This window comes from Alteromonas lipotrueae (assembly GCF_019249215.1).
GTDB classification, from domain to species: Bacteria; Pseudomonadota; Gammaproteobacteria; order Enterobacterales; family Alteromonadaceae; genus Alteromonas; species Alteromonas lipotrueae.
Map to the genome: position 1 here is coordinate 135736 of NZ_JAESDI010000001.1, position 20570 is coordinate 156305.

Below are 20570 nucleotides of genomic sequence, written 5' to 3' on the forward strand. Positions count from 1 at the left end.
CTTTTACCTGGTTTCCGTTTTTAGAAAGTGTAAACACCTCTCAGGTAATAGAAACCGCCATTGATACCGATGGGAGACGTAGTCGGATACAACGAACCTGCAATACCTGCATACTGCGTGTTTTCATCTGGGTACTCATCAAACGCGTTTTTCGCACCCACTGTTACGGTCAACTCTTCGGTGAAGTTATAAGCCATTTCCAAATCAATCGTAATTTCAGACCCTACTTTATCGATAGGCAATGCTGAATCTAAGTGATCTTCATAGATGCTACCGAAATAGTTCAGGCGAGCAAGGAAGCGCCAGTCACCATTCGTATGGTTAGCCGTTGCGCTGTAGCGTACTGCCGGAAGGTTATCTTCCAACATGCGGATACGTTCAGCTGAAATATTATCAGATGCTCTATCTACCTCGGTAGAAGTCCAGTTGTACGCTAGCGAGAACTTTGTTTCGCCTTCAAACATATCCATGCTGTAGTTTGCAACTACATCAAGACCTTCGGTAGTGGTATCGAAGTCATTGGTAAAGAAACTAATTTCAGTGAAGCTAGATGCATCGCTGATACCTTGATCAAGCAAAATCGCAATATCTTCATCGGTCAGCGCAATACCAGAAGCGGTACTGATACGATCCGTTAATTCAATGTTGTAGTAATCAGCAGTAACGAACAAACCGTTATCAAAGTCTGCCACTACACCAAACGTAATACTTTTAGATTCTTCTGGTGTTAACTGCTCACCACCCTTAAGTTGTGAAACAGGATCGGTCGGAGGAAGCGTAGCACGGTCGATAAGCTTGCCATCAGTACCAAACGCAGTTGTTACGTTACGTACGTTACTTTGTCCCAACGTAGGTGCTTTAAAGCCTGTTGAGAAAGCACCACGGAATGCGATGTTTTCAAGCGCTTGCCAGCGGAACGCCACTTTACCTTTGGTAGTATCACCGAAGTCTGAGTAATCTTCATAACGAATCGCACCCGCCAACATGAAGGTTTCAGTAATGTACGCTTCTGCATCTACGTAGAACGCGATGTTATGACGAGACACTAGACCTTGGCTGTTTGCTGCCAAACCAGGGAAACCATTTGAACCAATACCAAAGCCTTGTGAGGCTAGTGGACCAATTTCATACGATGCAGTATCACCAGCAAAGCTTTCATAGCTTTCATGACGGTATTGGAAGCCACTTGCTACGAATAACGGCTCATACAAGCCAATTTCAAAAGGTTTAGTGAAATCTACGTCAAGGGTTTGCTCTGACTGCGTATAACGACCTGGGCTAAATTCAAATGGCGTATCGGGACCAAGTGATGGGTTAATTGTGTTGCTGATAACAAAATCAACTTCGTTTTCACCCAAGTTCAAGCTTACATCGTATGTGATGTCATTCGCCAGTTCACCACGGGTTCCAAATACCAATGACATATCAGTAACTGTTCCACCAAAGCGCGGTGTGAAACCACCCGGTAAAATCTCGTTGAACGCAAAGCAGTCAGGGTTATTGGCCACTTCGTTGATGTAACGTTCGTTGGTCAACACGTTGTCGCCAGGGATGATGTCGGTAGGACAGTTACCTGAAAGGTCGTCGGTTAAGTCACCCACCAATAGGGAACCGTCATCAGCCGCGTAAACACCGCCACGAGTATGCGGGTTACGGTAGTAGAAACCCCCTTCCACTTCACGCTCAGCGAAGTTACCGAACATATAAGCTTCTGCGGTATCACTTAGCTCTAACCCTAAGTTAGCGAAAAGTTTATAGTCGTGTTTAATTTCAGGAGAACCCCAAATTTGCGCAGGATCGGCAACAAAGGTATTTCCACCCGCCACTAAACCTGCCGCATCATCACGCTGAACGCTGCGAGAAGTATCATCAGCTGTACGGTACTCTGCAGAAAGGTTAATGAAACCTTTGTCAGATAACGGCATACCAATGTTTCCAGACAGCTGAATCATGTCGCCGTCACCTTCATAATACGAGCCGTAACGGGCTTCAAATGAGCCGCCTTCTGACGCGTCGTTTAATACGAAGTTAATAACACCAGCAATGGCGTCTGAACCATACTGTGCCGCAGCACCGTCTCGTAATACTTCAATTTGTTTTAACGCCGCTGCTGGAATAACCGAGATATCAGGGCCTTGTGCACCATCAGACAAGCCACCACCTAGGAATGTGATTACAGCAGAACGGTGACGTCGCTTACCGTTTACTAGCACAAGGGTGTGATCTGAAGCCATACCACGAAGGTTAGCAGGACGAACTAGTGTAGATGCATCATTAATCGGTTGATCGTTAACGTTAAACGACGGAACAACCGTTTGCATCATAGAAACAACATCGGTGGCACCCTGATTTTTAAATTCTTCATCAGAGATAATATCGATAGGTACTGCAGATTCTGCTACAGAACGTGGAGCTGCGCGTGAACCTACAATGGCGATTTGTTCATAATCTTCAGCGCTCGCTTCTGCTGCATCTGGCGCTTCTTGGGCATGTACTGGCGCAATGGCCATAACAGAAAATGCCGCTGACGCCGCAAGTACGCCTCGAACGTGTTTGGTCAATAAAGACAAAGATGTATTCATAGTGGTTTCCCGGGATTTTCCCCCTGTCACCTCTACGCTTTTATGAACGTAATAAGTGCAGCGAGTGATAGTTATTTTATACCTTTAACACTGACTATATACTTGTCAGCACCCACGTTTTATAAGATGTAAACTCTTATAAAACAAACGTTTTTGCACAAAATAATTATTTATTTTCAAACCATAGAGGATTTTGTTTTCTGATCTGTCTATTAGTATTTACGGGAATTGAAAGTGGTGAGGTTTTGCGGGGGTTTAATCAAAAAAGCCGGCTAATCGCCGGCTTTCTAATCTTATTCTTCAGTCTTGTGTTTCTCTGCCGTTTCTTTAATTAACGGCTGCAATTCGTTTTGTTGAAACATTTCCATGATAATGTCGCAACCACCTACTAACTCGCCGTCAACCCATAATTGCGGGAAGGTTGGCCAGTTCGCATACTTTGGAAGTTCAGCGCGAATATCTGGGTTTTGCAAAATGTCTACATACGCAAACGGTTCACCACATCCCATTAATGCTTGTGATGCTTGTGAAGAAAAACCGCAACTTGGCAGCTTTGGAGAACCCTTCATATATAAAAGAATAGGGTTTTCTTCAATTTGTTGCTTAATTCTGTCTACGGTGGATTGTGTTTCAGTGTTATCCATCAGGTCCTCTCAGCGGAAAAGTTATTCCCTATAAGTGGGAATGAGCGTGCAGATTTCAAGGGTAATATTATCATAGTTTCTTTCAGGGGTTTATACTCACCGCATCTGAAAAGGGTAATTTATGTAGCCTGTAATGCCCACGCTCATAATGAGTAGCATTAATCTCATATAGCTTAGTCGCATTGGTAAGATGAAAGTGATCTTATATCTTACGCTGATATTACTTACTATCAGTACCCTAGTTTCTATCGTATGCATAGTAGGTGCTTCGCAGCATAACTTAGCGTTCACGATATGAGGATTTCCAGGGCGATCATTATTACCTAGACAAGAATTTAGAATTTTCATAAATTTGTCATTGAGTTATACAAATTTGCCCCTACATCTACAGCATGCTTTTGCTATTATAAAATAAGCATCTTAGATAAAGTATTTATACAGGCTCGTTGAACAGGCATTGCGAGCTTAAATTAACGTTGTTTAAAAACATTAAACCAACATGGAGACCGATATGGCTTTTGAATTACCAGCATTACCATACGAAAAAAATGCACTTGAACCGCATATTTCTTCTGAAACGCTGGACTATCACTACGGCAAGCATCACGCTACTTACGTTACTAAATTAAATGGTTTAGTTGAAGGTACTGATTTGGAAAGCAAAAGCCTAGAAGAGATCATCAAGTCTTCTGAAGGTGGCGTTTTCAACAATGCAGCACAAGTTTGGAACCACACGTTCTACTGGAACTGCTTAAGCCCAAATGGCGGCGGCGAACCTACTGGTGCACTCGCTGACGCAATTAATGCAAAATGGGGCTCATTCGCTGACTTCCAGGCTGCATTTAACGACAAAGCAGTGAACAACTTCGGATCTAGCTGGACATGGTTAGTAAAATCTACTGACGGTTCTTTAGACATCGTGAATACAAGTAACGCCGAAACACCAATTTCTGGTGACGAGCTTACGCCTGTATTGACTGTTGACCTTTGGGAACACGCTTACTACATCGATTACCGTAACGTGCGTCCTAAGTATCTAGAAAACTTCTGGGCACTTGCTAACTGGGAATTTGCTAGCGCGAATTTCGCGTAATCGTTTTCAGATAAATTTTAAAAACCCGCCTATGCGGGTTTTTTTATGCCCATCATTAAATAATATACAGACTTTTAAGTAATACTAATGGGTGTATTTGACTCTATTTTAACGAAAAAATTCCATTTTTCGTTAGACCAAACATTTCACGTCTATACAAAAGTTTACTATGATTTTTGTTTCCTATTTCTAAATACCGACTAAGCTGAAATTACGGGCAACCGTTTTTTTAAGAGGTATTCATGGGTATTTTCGAACATTACCAAAACCGATACGAAGAACGAAAGCAGGAAGAGTTTACCATTGAGGAGTTCCTTGAGATTTGCAAGGACGACGCAGCAGCTTATGCAAATGCTGCTGAACGATTGCTAAGTGCCATTGGCGAGCCTCAAATGATAGACACCGCGACGGATCCCGCACTGAGTCGCATATTTTCAAACCGCGTTATATCTCGCTACCCCGCATTTAATGAGTTTTATGGTATGGAAGAAGCTATTGAGCAAATAGTCTCTTACCTTAAACATGCCGCACAGGGGTTAGAAGAGAAGAAACAAATTCTCTATTTACTTGGGCCTGTAGGGGGCGGTAAGTCGTCGTTAGCAGAACGTTTAAAAGAACTGATGCAACACGTACCGATTTATACCATTAAAGGTTCGCCGGTAAATGACCATCCATTTTGCTTGTTCGACGCTAAAGAAGACGGCCATTTACTCGAGCAAGAATATGGCATTCCTAAACGCTACTTAAAAACCATCATGTCGCCTTGGGCTCGAAAGCGCCTGCATGAATTTAATGGTGACATTACCCAATTTAAAGTAGTACGTGTCTACCCTTCTGTGCTTGATCAGGTGGGTATTGCGAAAACTGAACCTGGCGATGAGAACAACCAAGATATTTCAGCCTTGGTAGGTAAGGTAGATATTCGTCGCTTAGAACAATACGCACAGAACGACCCAGATGCTTATAGCTATTCAGGCTCACTGTGTAAGGCGAACCAAGGGTTGATGGAATTCGTAGAAATGTTTAAGGCACCAATTAAAGTGCTACATCCTCTACTTACCGCCACCCAAGAAGGGAACTATAATCCTACGGAAGGCTTTTCAGCGTTGCCTTTCGATGGTCTGATTTTAGCCCACTCAAATGAGTCAGAATGGCAAACCTTTAGAAACAATAAGAATAACGAAGCCTTTTTAGACCGCGTTTACATTGTTAAAGTGCCCTACTGTTTGCGAGTAAGTGAAGAAATTCATATTTACCGTAAACTGCTAGATAGCAGTGAACTTAAAGGGGCACCGTGCGCACCAGATACCTTGGAATGCTTAGCGCAGTTCACTGTGCTATCTCGATTGAAAGAACCCGAAAACTCGAGCTTGTTCTCAAAAATGCGGGTTTATGATGGGGAAAGCTTGAAAGACACTGACCCTAAAGCAAAGTCGTACCAAGAATACCGAGACTATGCGGGCGTAGATGAAGGTATGGAAGGGTTATCCACCCGCTTTGCTTTTAAAATACTTTCTCGAGTATTTAACTTCGATCACCAAGAAGTGGCTGCCAACCCTGTGCATTTGTTTTATGTACTTGAAAGGCAGATTGAGCGTGAACAGTTTCCAACTGATTTAAGTGAGCAATATTTAGAGTTTTTAAAAGGTTATCTGATACCTAAATATGTTGAATTTATCGGAAAAGAAATTCAGACCGCGTATTTGGAATCTTACTCAGAGTACGGACAGAACCTTTTTGACCGCTACGTCACCTATGCAGACTTTTGGATCCAAGACCAAGAGTATCGTGACCCTGAAACCGGTCAACTATTTGACCGCGCGTCACTAAATGCTGAACTTGAGAAAACCGAAAAGCCTGCGGGAATTAGCAATCCAAAAGACTTCCGTAATGAGATAGTGAATTTCGTACTTCGCGCACGAGCCAATAATGGCGGTAAAAACCCATCGTGGACAAGTTATGAAAAATTACGCACTGTGATTGAAAAGAAAATGTTTTCCAACACGGAAGATTTGCTGCCAGTTATTTCGTTCAATACTAAAGGGTCGGCCGACGAACAGAAAAAGCATGACGACTTTGTAAATCGAATGACGGAAAAAGGCTATACACAAAAGCAAGTCAGACTATTGTGTGAGTGGTATTTACGAGTTCGTAAAGCCTCTTAATGGGCTATTTACTCGTGGTTCACCCTATGACAAGCAGGTGGTTATGGCGCATTTCATCGACCGAAGACTTAACAGTAAAGGCAAAAGCACAGTAAACAGACAGCGCTTTATCAAACGCTATAAACAACAGATAAAGCGTGCTGTTACTGATGCCGTTGGTAAACGCTCTGTTACCGACCTAGACTCGGGCGAGCAGGTAAGTATTCCTACTCGCGATATTTCTGAACCTGTTTTCCACACCGGGAAGGGAGGCAAGCGAGATATTGTTCACCCCGGAAATGACCAATTTATTGCTGGCGACCAAATTGACCGTCCCCCTGGTGGCGCGGGTCAAGGCTCCGGTGAAGGCGAAGCGGGGAATAGCGGAGAGGGTGAGGATGAATTCGTATTTTCCATCTCGAAAGATGAATATTTGGATATTTTATTCGACGACTTAGCCCTACCAAATTTAAAGAAAAATCAGTTCGACAAAGTTATCCAACATGAAACCTATCGTGCTGGGTATCAAACTGACGGCGTGCCGAGTAACTTAGACATTGTTCGCTCTCTTAAGGGCTCCGTTGCCAGACGGATTGCGTTAACCGGTTCTACCCGTAAGCGCATTAGGGAGTTAGAAGCACAGTTAGCCTTATTTAGTGCAGCCCCTAAAGATAATGCACTAGCCATTGAAGAGATTGAAAAAGAACTCGCACTACTTAAAGCCAAAGTCGCTAAAGTCCCTTTTATCGACACGTTCGATTTACGTTTTAAAAACTACGACAAGCGCCCTATCCCAACGAGCAAAGCAGTGATGTTTTGTTTAATGGATGTTTCTGGCTCTATGGATCAAGCTACCAAAGATGTAGCCAAGCGCTTTTATATTTTGCTGTATTTGTTTTTGACCCGAACCTACGAGAATGTAGAAGTGGTGTATATTCGCCATCATACACAAGCAAAAGAAGTCGACGAACAGGAGTTTTTCTATTCACAAGAAACCGGCGGTACTATTGTCTCTAGTGCACTAAAGCTTATGGATGAAATAGTGCGAGAACGGTTTAGCGACGGTAATTGGAATATCTATGCCGCTCAAGCGTCAGATGGCGATAACTGGGCAGATGATTCGCCCTTATGTAGCTCACTATTAGTCAACAACCTATTACCCGCCACCCGCTACTTTGCCTATATTGAAATAACCGAACGCCAACACCAAACCCTATGGCGAGAATACGAAAAGGTAAGTCAATCTTTCGACAATATAGTCTGTAAACACATCCAGTCTCCGGATGATATTTACCCTGTATTCAGAGAAATATTCAAGCGTACCGAGCAGTTAAGTACGCAAGGAGGTTAGCTCATGTCTGCAAGTGCAGCGCGTCAAAAACATAAATTAGATGATGGCCCAGATTGGACATTTTCGTTACTGACCGACTATGAAACAGAAATCGACCGTATTGCTAAAGAGTTTAAGCTAGACACCTACCCTAACCAAATTGAAGTTATTACCGCCGAACAAATGATGGATGCCTATGCCAGCATAGGTATGCCACTAAACTATACCCATTGGTCATTTGGTAAAAAGTTTATTCAAACCGAACAACAGTACCGCAGAGGCCAAATGGGCTTGGCCTATGAAATTGTGATTAATTCCGACCCTTGCATTGCGTATTTAATGGAAGAAAATACCATTACTATGCAAGCGTTAGTGATGGCCCATGCCTGCTATGGCCATAATTCTTTTTTCAAAGGTAATTATCTTTTTCAAACCTGGACAGATGCCAGTTCCATTATCGACTATTTGGTTTTTGCCAAGAAGTACATTTCTAAATGTGAGCAAAAACACGGTGTTGAGGAAGTCGAGAACATTCTTGATTCTTGTCACGCCTTAATGAATTACGGTGTGGACAGATACAAAAGGCCACAAAAAATATCGCTTCAGGAAGAGAAAACCCGTCAAGAAGAACGTGCTCAGTATTTACAGTCACAAGTTAATGAGCTGTGGCGAACCTTGCCGAACAACCCTAAAAGCAAAGACACAAACACCCTACGCTTTCCTTCCGAGCCACAAGAAAACTTACTGTATTTCATTGAAAAAAATGCGCCACTATTAGAACCCTGGCAACGAGAGATTGTACGCATTGTGCGCAAGGTATCTCAGTACTTCTACCCTCAAAAACAAACACAAGTGATGAATGAAGGCTGGGCCTGTTTTTGGCATTACCACATTCTAAATAAAATGTACGACGAGCGATTAGTCAGCGATCGTTTTATGATGGAGTTTTTGCACAGTCATTCCAGCGTTGTCATGCAACCCGATTACAACAGCCCATACTATTCTGGCATTAACCCTTATGCGTTAGGATTCTCGATGTTCATGGACATCAAACGGGTGTGCCAAGCTCCCACTAAAGAAGACTATGAATACTTACCGACTATCGCAGGTAAAGATTGGCTTGAAACTGTGCATTTCGCCATGCATAACTTTAAAGATGAAAGCTTCATTAGTCAGTTCTTATCACCCAAACTAATGCGAGATTTTAAATTATTTGCGTTGGAAGACGATGCTAACAATTCCTATGTGAGCGTTAGCGCTATTCACGACGAGAACGGCTATCAGACAATTAGAGAAAAGCTCTCTGCCCAATATAATTTAAGCAATCTAGAGCCTAACATTCAGGTATATAACGTTGATGTGAGAGGCGATCGTTCTTTGACCCTTCGCTACGTTCCTCAGCACGGCATTCCGTTAGGTAACTCCAAGGGTGAGGTTATGCGTCATCTTCATAGATTGTGGAAGTTCGATGTAAGACTTGAACAAGAAAACAATACAGGGCTTCCGACCCTACTTGCCGAGTGTCGAACCAGTAAGTAATTGAATGTTGCCATCTTCTGTTATTTACGGGGGTGCCGCGTATGTGGCTGACGCACTTCGGCAGAGGCTGGGGTATGTCAGGCATTCAGTGTTTTAATTGTTTGATTTGGCTTAGGCTCGTCAAAAAAGCCGTTTTCAGAGGCGTACAGAAAAGCGTCGTCAATGCTTTGAACGTGAAAGCTGACGTAGTCTTTGGCTCTTTCGGGTAACATTTTAGCCAGTTGGTATCGTTTGATTGGGTTGGTTTGATACACATAGAACGACGCTTTTACGCCATTCTCATAACACCACACTCCATATTGAGTAAAGTTTTCCATGGCATCAAAAGTGGTTAAATCCCACTTATCTAACAACACGATATGCAGCCAACGCATGTTAAATCTTGCGGTTACCTCTTGCTTAACATCCCCAATATAACTATTCGATATTTCAGTAGACCATTGACCATCTAATTCACTAATAAGCGTAGAGCCAGCAATTTCGATAGTGTAAGCGGCATGGGGAAACTTTTTACTACACACCATATCAGAGCGTGTATTCATGCTAACACTCCTCTTTAATACAAGAAGAATGCTGACAATAAAACCTATATCTATGGCGCTGAGTATCGCTCCATGATGCCATCGATTCTTCCTACCTTTTTCGTGCTGCGTCTATCTCAGTATAGTCAGTTATTGTAAGTTGGCTAATTTTGGGTGACGGCTTGGAACAGTAAGCTTTGATAGAAATACCTTCTACATAAGCTGCTTACGCTTACAGAAAAACAAGGAGGCCGCACCTATCGCCGAGAACACCGCCGCAGTGGCAAAGGTTTCATAAGCATTGGCTCCTTGGTCCCATTGCTGCCCTGCCATGTAATTACCGAACGCACCACCGAATCCAAATGCCACGCTAATATAAATGGCTTGGCCTCGGCTGTGAAATGGAGGTGGTAAAAATTGATGAATGAAGTACACAGAAACCGCATGGGTTAACCCAAAGCTTAATGCATGAATCACTTGGCTGAGTAATATCACCGCCATGCTATCGGCAGCAGATGCCAATGCGTACCAACGCAACGCAGTTAGCAGCAAGCTGGCGAATAACAGATTCCACACGCCAAAACGTGCGGTTAAACGGCTAGCAATAAGAAAAATACCCACTTCTACCAGTACGCCTAGGGCGATGAATAAACCAGTTTGCTGGCCGCTGTAGCCAAGGTCACGCATATATAACGCGAAAAAACCGTAATAAGCACCAAAGCTAATTTGTAAGCATATAGACGCAAAGATGAAAACTACAAAGGGACGCTGTCTGGCGTACTGCCAAATGCTGCCTACCGCAGTGTGTTTCTCGGCACTCGCTTTCGGCGCTTGAATGAATAGCGTGGTCACGAACAATAGCAGTAGCACGCCCACACTCACGATTACCGGTGTTTCAGTAGAAAAGCTATCTAGGGCCTTGCCTACACCTACCGTTAAGCATATAAAGCCGATACTTCCCCATAACCTTATAAGCCCATAGCTGGCTTTAGTGCCTTCTACTGACTTCATAGTGATAACCTCTAATTGAGGTAATACCGCCGTCCAGAACATCATCATTAAGCCGAAAGACAGCGTTAGCCCCCAGAAGCCTTCAAATAAAAATACCGAACAAAAGGTGGCTACCGTAAGAAAACTACCCAGCCTTAACACACTTACCGCGTTGCCTTTTTTATCAGCAATGCCCGCCCATAGTCCTGGCCCTAAAATACGGGCAAGGGTTATTACCGCGAAGAGCTCCCCTATTTCAGCAGAGCTAAAGCCGCGACCATCAAGAAATATACCCAAATACGGGACTAAAACACCCAGTTGACCAAAATACAGCCAATAGGTTAACGCGAGAACAATGAGTGATTTATGGTTAGCAAAGGGCAATTTAGCGAATGGCACTGCACAACTCCGTATGCGATAGCGCCACAGGTAACGTTACCTGTGGCGTATGAAGGGGATAAGCTGGATGATGACTATTATACTGACGCGCTGTTTTCTTATCGCTTAGTTAGCACTTATTCAGCTTTACCTGCCTGACCTGCAATAGGTACGGTAGTCGATACCACAGAAGCGTTTTGTGCACGGTGACGCAAGTAGTGATCCATCAATACAATCGCCATCATCGCTTCAGCAATAGGCACCGCACGAATACCTACACAAGGGTCGTGACGACCTTTCGTGACAATTTCGATTTCTTCACCCTGCTTGTTGATGGTTTTACCTGGCACTGAAATACTAGATGTTGGTTTAAGTGCCATATGGACTTCAAGATCTTGCCCTGTTGAAATACCGCCTAGTACGCCACCCGCATGGTTTGATTGGAAACCTTCAGGTGAAAGCGTATCACGGTGCTCACTGCCTTTTTGGTTAATAACCTCAAAACCGTCGCCAATCTCTACGCCTTTAACCGCATTAATGCCCATCATAGCGTGCGCAATATCGGCATCTAATCTATCGAATACTGGCTCGCCTAACCCCACTGGAACATTTTTAACCACGACTGAAACTTTAGCACCGATGCTATCGCCAGATTTCTTTAGCTCGCGCATGTATTCATCTAGCGCTTCGAGTTTGCTTTCATCAGGGCAGAAAAAAGGATTGGTATTCGTCACCGCATGGTCAACGTTTTCAACGCTAATAGGCCCTAATTGAGAAAGGTAGCCATGTACTTCAACGCCATGCACTTCTTTTAAATACTTTTTGGCAATACCACCCGCAGCAACACGTACCGCAGTTTCACGGGCAGACGAGCGACCACCACCACGATAATCACGTGAACCATACTTTTGATCATAGGTATAATCGGCATGGCCTGGGCGAAAACGGTCAGCAATATTTGAGTAGTCTTGGCTTCGTTGATCTTTGTTTTTAATCAACAAACCAATACTGGTACCCGTCGTTTTTCCTTCAAACACGCCAGACAAAATTTGCACTTCATCATCTTCACGACGGGCGGTGGTATAACGGGATGTACCAGGCTTACGTCTGTCTAAATCGCCCTGTAAATCAGCTTCACTTAACGTGAGGCCTGGAGGGCAACCATCAACAACACCGCCAATGGCGATACCGTGGCTTTCTCCAAATGTGGTAACGGTGAAGAGTTTTCCAAAGCTGTTGCCTGACATAATCGAGAATTAATCCTTGCTGTTAAAATAGTTTTCTAATGTTGAGTTGTTCACGGCAAATATCCCCTGCCCGCCATTTTCAAAGCTTAGCCAAATGACTTCAAGGCCTGGGAAGCGAGTGTCCATATGCACTTCGCTGTTACCTACTTCAATGAACAACCAGCCGTTATCGGTTAAATATTGTGGTGCTTTACGTAGCATAATATCCACGAGTTCTAATCCGTCATCGCCGGCCGCTAATGCTAGCTCTGGCTCATGATGATATTCATCAGGCAAGTCGGCCATGTCTTCAGCATCAACATAAGGTGGGTTTGATACAATTAAATCGTACTTCTGCCCGGTTAAATTAGTAAATAAATCAGAATGAATAGGGTAAACACGGTGACTTAATTGATGCTCTTGAATATTAATATCGGCCACTTCAAGGGCATCTTCGCTTATATCTACCGCATCAACCTGTGAGTCGGGGTACGCATGCGCAAGTGCAATAGCGATACAACCACCACCGGTACACATATCTAAAATATGAGTCGGTGCTTCTTTAACGAAAGGCTCAAAGTTATTTTGAATCAGTTCTGCAAACGGAGAGCGAGGAATAAGCACGCGCTCATCAACATAAAATGGCATGCCGCAAAACCAAGCTTCGTTGGTAATGTAAGGCAGAGGCATACGGGTTTGTACCCGCTTTAAAACAAGCTCAGCAATTTTTTCGCGCTCACTTTTTGTGAGTCTTGATGACAACATACTGTCACCAACGTGCTCAGATAGCGAATGAGGCAAGTGTAGCGCTTGCATGGTAAGGCTTAATGCTTCATCCCAAGCGTTATCGGTACCATGACCAAAATAGAGGGCGGCGTCGTTAAATCGACTGGTAGCCCACCGAATCATATCAAGTATGCTGTGTAAATCTTCGATGGCTTCTTCTAAGTAAAACTTGTCGGTCATAAGAGCTTGGGTACATCAGGAATATGAAAGCTGGTATCATACCCAAAGATAACGCCTGCGCCCACGTTAATTTGCATATCGGTTCATAATGAAAGTATTTAAAAAAGAACTAAAAGCCATGAAAAAAGGCACTGAGAAGCCAAAAGTGATTGAAGATACCTTCTCATTTGCTGATGCTGTGCAAGGTGTAAAGCCCATGGAGCAGGACAAGATTGTTCCGAATAAGAAAGTCGCCCTTGAAAAGAAAAAGCAATTAGCAGGGGTTAAAGACCTAAAAGGCAGTAAGCAGGTAGCGGCGAGTTTTAGCTTCTCCGATATGTACCAAGCTGTACTTCCGCAAGAAGGCCCCATGCGGTATTGCCGAGAAGGCGTGCCAACGCATGTACTAAAGCAGCTTAGACGAGGAGACTATTCCCCTGAGTTTCTGCTGGATTTGCACGGTATGACCCGAGAAATGGCAAAAACCGAAATAGCCTCATTAATTTATACCGCCCGAAAAGAGTCGGTAGACTGTGTTTCCATCATGCACGGGTTTGGACAGGGCGTTTTAAAAAATGCACTCCCCCACTACTTAATACAGCATCCCCACGTGAATGCATTCCACCAAGCGCCACTTGAATACGGCGGACAAGCGGCATTGCTTGTGTTGCTAGATGTGCCCACGCCAGAATATAAGCGATAGTGAACGTAGTTATAGTTACTGAGTTCTAGACCTAACATTGACCTAATTCTTGTCAAACGCCGCGACTTAGGGGCAAAACGGTATTTACTTATCAAGCTCTGCGCTGTTGTGCATAAATAGATAGGTATAGAACACGCCCATTCCAATAATAATACTGATACCTAAAAGCGAGCCCCATACAACGGGATCTGAAATCATACTTAGTAACATGGTGTTTCTCCTCACAGGGTTAATAAGTTAATGATAGCGATTTCCTGATGATGGTTTGTGATCTGGATCAAGCCTGAAATCCGGTAAATAGAAGGCTTGTATAGAAGTTGATCGAGATCAATATAGAAATAAATTGAAAATAACTCAAAATGCCATTGCAAATCATTCTCATTTACAATACATTATACATGCCTGTTCGACGTAGGTTAAAAACGGTCTTGGCTTAGCGTCGTAAGGGGAACAGACGCCCGTCTGTTCCCCTCTTTTTTTGTCTGCTATTTTGTCGTTTTATCAATAATAAAACGTACACACAGTCCTTTGTCTTTTCGGTTTTGAATCACTAAATGGCCATTATGCGCATCGGTGATTTCTCGGCATAGCGCCAACCCTAATCCACTCCCATTAGCTTTAGTGGAATAAAAAGGAACCAGCGCATTAGTCATCACGCTATCCGTCATGCCTTTTCCCCTATCGAGCACTTCTATAATAACTTGAGAGGCCGTTTGCTTGATGACGAGCTCCACATCCTGTGGGTTTCCTCCCGACTCATGGGCATTTTTAAGTAAGTTAATTAATAACTGCTCTACTTGAACTGCATCGGCTTTCACCTCGACAGCCTCTGACATGGTTAACTTGAAGTCACATTGATTGCTGAGTTGTGCCGTTATTTTATCCCAATCAATCGTTACCAAAACCGGTGGAGGCAATTTTGCAAACCTTCCATATCCTTGAACAAATTGATTTAAATGGGCAATACGTTCTTCAATGGTATGGAACACACGCACTAGACGGGCATCACCATTTTGCTGGCCTACGATTTGGCCGCTATGCAATAAGCTAGAAATAGGCCCCAATGAATTATTCAGCTCGTGACTAATCACCCTTATCACTTTTTTCCAAACCGACACTTCTTGTCTGTTTAGCTCCCGTGTCATTTGCTTAAGAATATAAAGCCGGTGAGTTTGATTATTTAACAAAAACGTTCCCGTAGCCATATGCCACGTTTGAATGCCGCTAGCACCCTGAGGCAAGGTAAATAGCCCTTCTCGGTTTTCTAGCAAGACACCTTTTAGGGTGTCTGGTTTGTTTTTGAGTAACGTGCCGAGGGTGTAACCTTCCAAGCTTCTGGTACCCAACTTACTGGCACCAACGACACTTTCCTCAGGGTCACTATTCCCAATATTATTTGTTGAGAAGAAGAATTCGCACGCTTGGCGGTTACTCAGTACCACATGCATCTGATCGTTCACTAATAGCAAAACGTCAGGTGAACTATGCAGCACTTTGTCTAGCATCAGCTCTCGCTGATACAACCACTGTTTTTCTCGGCGAAGGGTTTCTGCGGTATCGTTATAAAGCTGGCATAAAGTTTCAAACTCGTCATCAGTTTTACAAGCTAGTGTTGATGAAAACTCACCGTCTTTAAAATTGAGCAAGCCTATTTTAAGGGCCTCTAATTGCTTGGTTATCTGCAACGTACAGACTTTCACTGCAATCGCGCTCAAGCACAAAGACGAAATGACAAGCAGGGCTTTTTGCACAACCGATAGGTCGCTTACATACAACATAGGCGCTATACCTATTGCCGTAGCGCAAAGCGCAGCTACCAGAAGCTTATTTTTAATTAACCTCACGATTTATAATCAATTCCATATTTATCTAGCCTGCGGTAAAGCGCTTGTCTGGATAACCCCAAGTACCTTGCCACTTTAGATATAGTGCCGTTAAATTCTGTTAGCGCCGCCTCAATCTCTGATTTGCTGGGCTCTTTTCCACTTTTTTGCTCTGTATTCACCTCACCACTAATAGAGGGTAAACCGAAGTCCTCAGCATCCAGCGTACCATCTGGATGTAATATACTGACTCGTCGACATACATTCTCAAGCTCACGTACATTTCCTGGCCACGCATAGGCTTGTAGTGCCTGCTGCCCAGTGAGGCTAATGTCTCGACCTGGTAGGAAATGCTTTGCCAAGGCCAACACATCATCACCCCGTTCATTAAGTGGCGGCACATTAATTTCGATGACATTTAGGCGATAAAACAAATCCTCGCGAAATGCGCCGTTTACGATGTCGCGAGTTAAATCAGAATTGGTGGCAGATATAATTCTTACGTCTGTTTTTTGTGTTTTCACCGACCCCAGTTTTTCAAATTCACCGGTTTGCAGTACGCGCAATAATTTGACTTGGCCAGACAAAGGCAAGTTGCCAATTTCATCTAAAAACAAGGTGCCTTGGTTAGCGGCTTCAAAGCGGCCAATTCGCGTTTTATTAGCGCTGGTAAACGCGCCTATTTCTGCGCCAAAGAGCTCTGCTTCAATAAGTTCTTGAGGAAGGGCCCCCGCATTGACCTTTACAAATGCCGACTGATTAAGGGGTGATTGAGACTGAATAAGTTCGGCAATTTTTTCCTTTCCGCTTCCATTAGGCCCAGTAATAAGTACCGGCACATCAGATTTAGCCACCTGCACCGACATATCTACTACCCGCTGCATGGCTGCGCTTTCGTACACTAACCCAATACTTACTGCTGCTTGACGCGTATTGTCAAAATTTGCCGCTTGTTGCTTCAACACTCTATTTTGGCTGGCGGCCTGCCCTAGTGCCACAAGATTTTTAATGGTGGTAATAAGCTTGCTATCATCCCACGGCTTTGGAATGTAGTCAGCCGCGCCTGCTTTCACCAACTCTACCGCTTGTTCCAATTCCGTCCACGCCGTGATGAGAATAATGGGTAATAGCGGATTTAACTGACGCAGCGCGAAGAAGAGCTCGCGCCCTTCCTCGCCTGAGGTTGTGTCTGCACTGAAGTTCATATCTTGCAACACTAGCCCGATAGCTTGGTAATTGACTATCTGCAGCGCTGCTTTTGGCGTTGTTGCTGTCACCACTTCGTAACCATGAATTTCTAGCAATAGTGATAACGCCTCTAATACAGCGGCGTTGTCATCAACAATTAACACTTTGGTCATGTCTACACTTCTTAAATACGACTTATATACTGCGAGTAGCAATACTGGGTGAAATATTAGCGGCTCGCATAGCGGGGAAGATAACGGCAAATATACTCATTGCAAAAATGAATATGGCGGTACCCACAATGAATTCTAGCTCAAGTGATGAGATGGAATAAGTCTTCATCATCACATCACCTAATACCACTGCTGCCACTCCACCGATAAATAAACCCGCCATGCAAACCATGGTATTTTCTATCAAAAAATATCGTACGATAGCAGACTTTCTTGCCCCTAACGCTCGGCGGGTGCCAATCTGCTTAGTACGTTTACTAATATTAAATTGGGTAAGTCCAAATATACCAAGAGCCGTAATCAGTAAAAGAATCACAACAAGTACAATCAACATACGCATCATGAGCACATCGGTGGCGTCATAGTTTTCTTTGGTTTTATCTAACCCATCCACATTAATAATGACTCGCTTATCATAAGCGTCCAACATATTTTGTTCTATATTGGCCATGATGTTTGCACGCTCATTTTTGTCTGCTCGAACGACTATATGCTGATAATTCTTTGCATCTATAAAGGGCACTAAGGCAGTGATCTCGTCTCGATCACTGCTTGGCCACGGGCTTTTCATCGTTTCCACAATGCCGATTATTTGTAATGGCCGGTTTGAAAAGTACACGGTTTGGCCTAGCGCGTTACCATCGGGGAACAGTGCCTCTACAAAAGGTTGCGAGACGATAATAGTATTTGGGCCATTCCCATTAAAGTCATCACCAATGATTACCTCTTCGGGTCTAAAATTACGCCCTTCAATGAGCTTAACCCCAAAGGTCTCTAAGCCATGTTCATCGGTATTATAGTAAGCAACACTAACAGATTTAGACGTTTCTGGAGAAGGGCGCAACCGCATTGTGGAGGTTGAACCTCCGCCTGACAATGGCACGGCTTGTGATAGAGTTGCGTTAATGACGCCGGGAAGGTTTCGGATCATCGTTTCATCAACTTCGGCTTGCTGACTAAGCGAGCGATCTTTTCCAAAAGTCATTACGGCGAAGCTAAATATTTCCTTTTCCGGAAACCCTGTATCTTTGCGTAGATAAGATACATGATCGTTAATCATAAATGCAGCATTGCTAACAATCGACATGGTAAGGGCAATTTGAAGCAATAGGAGCACGGCGCCAATTTTAGAGCGACGTATGGCATTGAAGATGGGTTTAATGTCTAACATAGCATGCCCCTATTGGCTTTTTAAGTAGATGGCTGGCTGTGTTCTGCACACTAACCAGGCTGGGTATATCCCCGCCAAAAAGCTCGCCGTTAAGGCAATAATCGGCGCTGTAAGTAACATTGAGACATCCATGTTAGCTAGGGCACCATAATAGCTATTGGTCACACGAACGCCCCATAAGCCAAGCTGAGCTATGGCTATTCCTAGTAGCCCCCCCGCGAGTCCGATTACTGATACTTCAACGATGTGCTGAGCAAAAATATGACGCTTACTCGCCCCTAGTGCTCGCCGGACACCCACTTCTGGCGCCCGCTTTAGAAACTTCGCCAGCAACAGCCCTAAAATGTTGGACACACACACTAATAGGAACATAAAACTCAACCCCACTAGAATACGATTGTCTTCAGATACCACCTTGTTGTATTCCAGCCACTCAGTGACATTTCGAAGCTTAAACTCCAAAACTTCTCGATTGAATCTACCCTTTTCTCTTTGATCATCCATATAGGAAATGAGGTAATCACCAAACTGTTGCTTTTCTTGCATTGTATTAAGTTGAGCCCAAAATTGTATCCAAACTCTCTCAGAGGCCAATAGCCCTTGATATCCCTTTGAGTTCTCATGTTTCCAACCATTCATGTTGCCCCACGTCCCTATTTCCTCTAATGGCGCAATGGAAAAGGGAATATAAAGTTGTTCTGCGACGTTAAACGCGCCGTTGTTTACGTCGTAGTACTTCACATGATGTTCCCAATTTGCCGAGACACCCACAATGCGATAACTATTGTTATCAAGGTATATATGTTGCCCAACCGAGTTTTTTCCTGCAAATAAACGGTCGTTTATTTTTTCAGAAATGACCACTACATATTCATGGGTGTCTTGTGAATCTCGAGACCAAGGCGCACCGTAAACAAATGGTCGGTCGAAAATGGTAAAAAATTCTCTATTCACCAAGCGAGCCGGCTCCATAGTAGGTTTTACTTCTGGAGAATTAAGGTGCACAGAGAACCCACTTCTAAAACTCGGCGATTTTAGTACTGGGATATCTGCATTGTAGAGATTAATGGCATCTTGATAAGTTAGCTGATAAGGCAGGTTATCAGAGGAATGCCACTCATTGCCATCATCCATAATATTCAGCTGCGGATAGAAAATATTACCACTTTTATGTGGAATGGGGTCCATCGACATCATGTGGTAAACAGACAAGCTCGTCATGGTAAGACCTATTCCAATAGCGATAGCAAAAACCATCAGAAAGCTAATTACTGGCGTGCGCTTAATGCTTCGCCAACTCAAATCAATATAATGGAGAAACATATTATACTCCTGACGCAACAACGGTTTCATTGTCGCGGGTGGCTGCTAAAGTCGGCTTACCTTGATATAAGGTGAAGTCAGCTAACTGGCCATCTACCACTTGTATATTACGAGGAGCTCGGCGCGCTAACTCGGCATCGTGGGTTACCATCACAATTGTTGCGCCATTTTTGTTTATCTCTTCAAGTAGTTCCATAACTTGGCGCGCCATAAGGCTATCCAGATTTCCCGTAGGTTCATCGGCAAGTAAGAAGCGAGGTTTGCCCGCCAGAGCACGAGCTATAGCAACACGCTGTTGTTGCCCGCCAGACAACTGTTGCGGTAAATGTTTAGCTCGGCTGGCTAAACCAACTTGCTCTAAACATTGTTCAATTCTTATTTTACGTTCTTTTGCGGCAATGCCTCGATAGCGCAGGGGCACTTCGACATTTTCATATAAATTCAAATCAGGTATTAGATTAAAGCCCTGAAATATATATCCAATTTTTTGGTTTCTTAAATCGGCAGTTTGATTATCAGACAATCCGCCGATATCAACGCCATCTAAGGTATATTGGCCTGACGTGAACGGCTCCAGCAAACCGGCAATGTTTAAAAATGTTGTTTTCCCAGAGCCAGAGGGCCCTGTAACCGCAATAAACTCGCCTTCATTTACGGTTAACGAAAAGTCCCTTAGTGCATGAGTTTGTACGCTGTTCGTTTGGTATATTTTGCTTACGTTGTTCATGGTTAACATT

Annotated in this window: 17 protein-coding genes; 5 read left to right on the forward strand and 12 right to left on the reverse strand. The window is 43.7% G+C overall.

Annotation, left to right across the window (positions count from 1 at the left end):
• Positions 1–20: 20 nt before the first annotated feature.
• Both JKP82_RS00585 and JKP82_RS00590 read right to left on the reverse strand, forming a co-directional pair.
• Positions 21–2582 (reverse strand): TonB-dependent receptor plug domain-containing protein, encoded by a 2562-nt coding sequence (locus tag JKP82_RS00585; RefSeq protein WP_159529587.1) that lies wholly within the window; start codon positions 2580–2582, stop codon positions 21–23.
• Between the two features lie 293 nt (positions 2583–2875).
• A complete protein-coding gene (locus JKP82_RS00590) occupies positions 2876–3226 on the reverse strand; it encodes a Grx4 family monothiol glutaredoxin (RefSeq protein ID WP_013784977.1) in 351 nt (116 codons plus the stop codon).
• A 511-nt stretch (positions 3227–3737) separates the two neighbouring features.
• Between JKP82_RS00590 and sodB the strand changes: the two genes are divergently transcribed.
• The 4 genes from sodB to JKP82_RS00610 all read left to right on the forward strand — a co-directional run bounded on the left by sodB (position 3738) and on the right by JKP82_RS00610 (position 9332).
• A complete protein-coding gene (gene sodB, locus JKP82_RS00595; protein WP_159529585.1) occupies positions 3738–4319 on the forward strand; it encodes a superoxide dismutase [Fe] in 582 nt (193 codons plus the stop codon).
• Between the two features lie 242 nt (positions 4320–4561).
• Positions 4562–6484: a PrkA family serine protein kinase gene (locus tag JKP82_RS00600; protein WP_159529583.1), complete on the forward strand. Its 1923-nt coding sequence runs from the start codon at positions 4562–4564 to the stop codon at positions 6482–6484.
• Between the two features lie 43 nt (positions 6485–6527).
• On the forward strand, positions 6528–7814 hold the full coding sequence (locus JKP82_RS00605; RefSeq protein WP_218395590.1) for a YeaH/YhbH family protein: 1287 nt from the start codon (positions 6528–6530) through the stop codon (positions 7812–7814).
• Between the two features lie 3 nt (positions 7815–7817).
• The gene (locus tag JKP82_RS00610; protein ID WP_159529581.1) at positions 7818–9332 is read left to right on the forward strand and encodes a SpoVR family protein; all 1515 of its coding nucleotides are present in this window, start codon (positions 7818–7820) and stop codon (positions 9330–9332) included.
• Positions 9333–9409: 77 nt separating this feature from the next.
• Here JKP82_RS00610 and JKP82_RS00615 read toward each other — a convergent pair whose 3' ends face one another.
• From JKP82_RS00615 to prmB, 4 genes are all read right to left on the reverse strand, one after another.
• The gene (locus JKP82_RS00615; RefSeq protein ID WP_159529579.1) at positions 9410–9874 is read right to left on the reverse strand and encodes a hypothetical protein; all 465 of its coding nucleotides are present in this window, start codon (positions 9872–9874) and stop codon (positions 9410–9412) included.
• Positions 9875–10066: 192 nt separating this feature from the next.
• Positions 10067–11242 carry an MFS transporter gene (locus tag JKP82_RS00620; RefSeq protein ID WP_159529577.1) on the reverse strand — a complete coding sequence of 392 codons (1176 nt, stop codon included), beginning with the start codon at positions 11240–11242 and terminating at the stop codon, positions 10067–10069.
• Between the two features lie 116 nt (positions 11243–11358).
• Positions 11359–12468 (reverse strand): chorismate synthase, encoded by a 1110-nt coding sequence (aroC, locus tag JKP82_RS00625; protein ID WP_159529575.1) that lies wholly within the window; start codon positions 12466–12468, stop codon positions 11359–11361.
• Between the two features lie 9 nt (positions 12469–12477).
• The gene (prmB, locus tag JKP82_RS00630; RefSeq protein ID WP_218395445.1) at positions 12478–13413 is read right to left on the reverse strand and encodes a 50S ribosomal protein L3 N(5)-glutamine methyltransferase; all 936 of its coding nucleotides are present in this window, start codon (positions 13411–13413) and stop codon (positions 12478–12480) included.
• Between the two features lie 88 nt (positions 13414–13501).
• Here prmB and smrB point away from each other — a divergent pair, with 88 nt between their 5' ends.
• Positions 13502–14095, forward strand: coding sequence for an endonuclease SmrB (gene smrB, locus JKP82_RS00635; protein ID WP_159529571.1), 594 nt, complete (start codon positions 13502–13504; stop codon positions 14093–14095).
• An 84-nt stretch (positions 14096–14179) separates the two neighbouring features.
• Here the strand turns inward: smrB and JKP82_RS00640 are convergent, their stop codons facing one another.
• From JKP82_RS00640 to JKP82_RS00665, 6 genes are all read right to left on the reverse strand, one after another.
• On the reverse strand, positions 14180–14305 hold the full coding sequence (locus JKP82_RS00640; RefSeq protein ID WP_013784987.1) for a DUF3149 domain-containing protein: 126 nt from the start codon (positions 14303–14305) through the stop codon (positions 14180–14182).
• A gap of 275 nt (positions 14306–14580) precedes the next feature.
• Positions 14581–15939 carry a sensor histidine kinase gene (locus tag JKP82_RS00645; RefSeq protein WP_218395447.1) on the reverse strand — a complete coding sequence of 453 codons (1359 nt, stop codon included), beginning with the start codon at positions 15937–15939 and terminating at the stop codon, positions 14581–14583.
• On the reverse strand, positions 15936–17279 hold the full coding sequence (locus JKP82_RS00650) for a sigma-54-dependent transcriptional regulator (protein ID WP_159529567.1): 1344 nt from the start codon (positions 17277–17279) through the stop codon (positions 15936–15938). The genes JKP82_RS00645 and JKP82_RS00650 overlap by 4 nt, the downstream gene beginning before the upstream one ends.
• Positions 17280–17301: 22 nt before the next feature.
• Entirely contained in the window at positions 17302–18510 is a 1209-nt protein-coding gene (locus JKP82_RS00655; protein WP_159529565.1) for an ABC transporter permease, read from the reverse strand.
• A gap of 9 nt (positions 18511–18519) precedes the next feature.
• On the reverse strand, positions 18520–19833 hold the full coding sequence (locus JKP82_RS00660; RefSeq protein ID WP_159529563.1) for an ABC transporter permease: 1314 nt from the start codon (positions 19831–19833) through the stop codon (positions 18520–18522).
• A gap of 1 nt (position 19834) precedes the next feature.
• Positions 19835–20569, reverse strand: coding sequence for an ABC transporter ATP-binding protein (locus JKP82_RS00665; RefSeq protein ID WP_159529561.1), 735 nt, complete (start codon positions 20567–20569; stop codon positions 19835–19837).
• Between the last annotated feature and the right edge of the window lies 1 nt (position 20570).

Excerpts from the sequence above, each read along its gene's own strand:
- JKP82_RS00585 (WP_159529587.1), bottom strand. The coding sequence starts at position 2,582 with ATGAATACATCTTTGTCTTTATTGACCAAACACGTTCGAGGCGTACTT.
- JKP82_RS00590 (WP_013784977.1), bottom strand. The coding sequence starts at position 3,226 with ATGGATAACACTGAAACACAATCCACCGTAGACAGAATTAAGCAACAA.
- sodB (WP_159529585.1), top strand. The coding sequence starts at position 3,738 with ATGGCTTTTGAATTACCAGCATTACCATACGAAAAAAATGCACTTGAA.
- JKP82_RS00600 (WP_159529583.1), top strand. The coding sequence starts at position 4,562 with ATGGGTATTTTCGAACATTACCAAAACCGATACGAAGAACGAAAGCAG.
- JKP82_RS00605 (WP_218395590.1), top strand. The coding sequence starts at position 6,528 with ATGGCGCATTTCATCGACCGAAGACTTAACAGTAAAGGCAAAAGCACA.
- JKP82_RS00610 (WP_159529581.1), top strand. The coding sequence starts at position 7,818 with ATGTCTGCAAGTGCAGCGCGTCAAAAACATAAATTAGATGATGGCCCA.
- JKP82_RS00615 (WP_159529579.1), bottom strand. The coding sequence starts at position 9,874 with ATGAATACACGCTCTGATATGGTGTGTAGTAAAAAGTTTCCCCATGCC.
- aroC (WP_159529575.1), bottom strand. The coding sequence starts at position 12,468 with ATGTCAGGCAACAGCTTTGGAAAACTCTTCACCGTTACCACATTTGGA.
- prmB (WP_218395445.1), bottom strand. The coding sequence starts at position 13,413 with ATGACCGACAAGTTTTACTTAGAAGAAGCCATCGAAGATTTACACAGC.
- smrB (WP_159529571.1), top strand. The coding sequence starts at position 13,502 with ATGAAAGTATTTAAAAAAGAACTAAAAGCCATGAAAAAAGGCACTGAG.
- JKP82_RS00640 (WP_013784987.1), bottom strand. The coding sequence starts at position 14,305 with ATGTTACTAAGTATGATTTCAGATCCCGTTGTATGGGGCTCGCTTTTA.
- JKP82_RS00650 (WP_159529567.1), bottom strand. The coding sequence starts at position 17,279 with ATGACCAAAGTGTTAATTGTTGATGACAACGCCGCTGTATTAGAGGCG.
- JKP82_RS00655 (WP_159529565.1), bottom strand. The coding sequence starts at position 18,510 with ATGTTAGACATTAAACCCATCTTCAATGCCATACGTCGCTCTAAAATT.
- JKP82_RS00660 (WP_159529563.1), bottom strand. The coding sequence starts at position 19,833 with ATGTTTCTCCATTATATTGATTTGAGTTGGCGAAGCATTAAGCGCACG.
- JKP82_RS00665 (WP_159529561.1), bottom strand. The coding sequence starts at position 20,569 with ATGTTAACCATGAACAACGTAAGCAAAATATACCAAACGAACAGCGTA.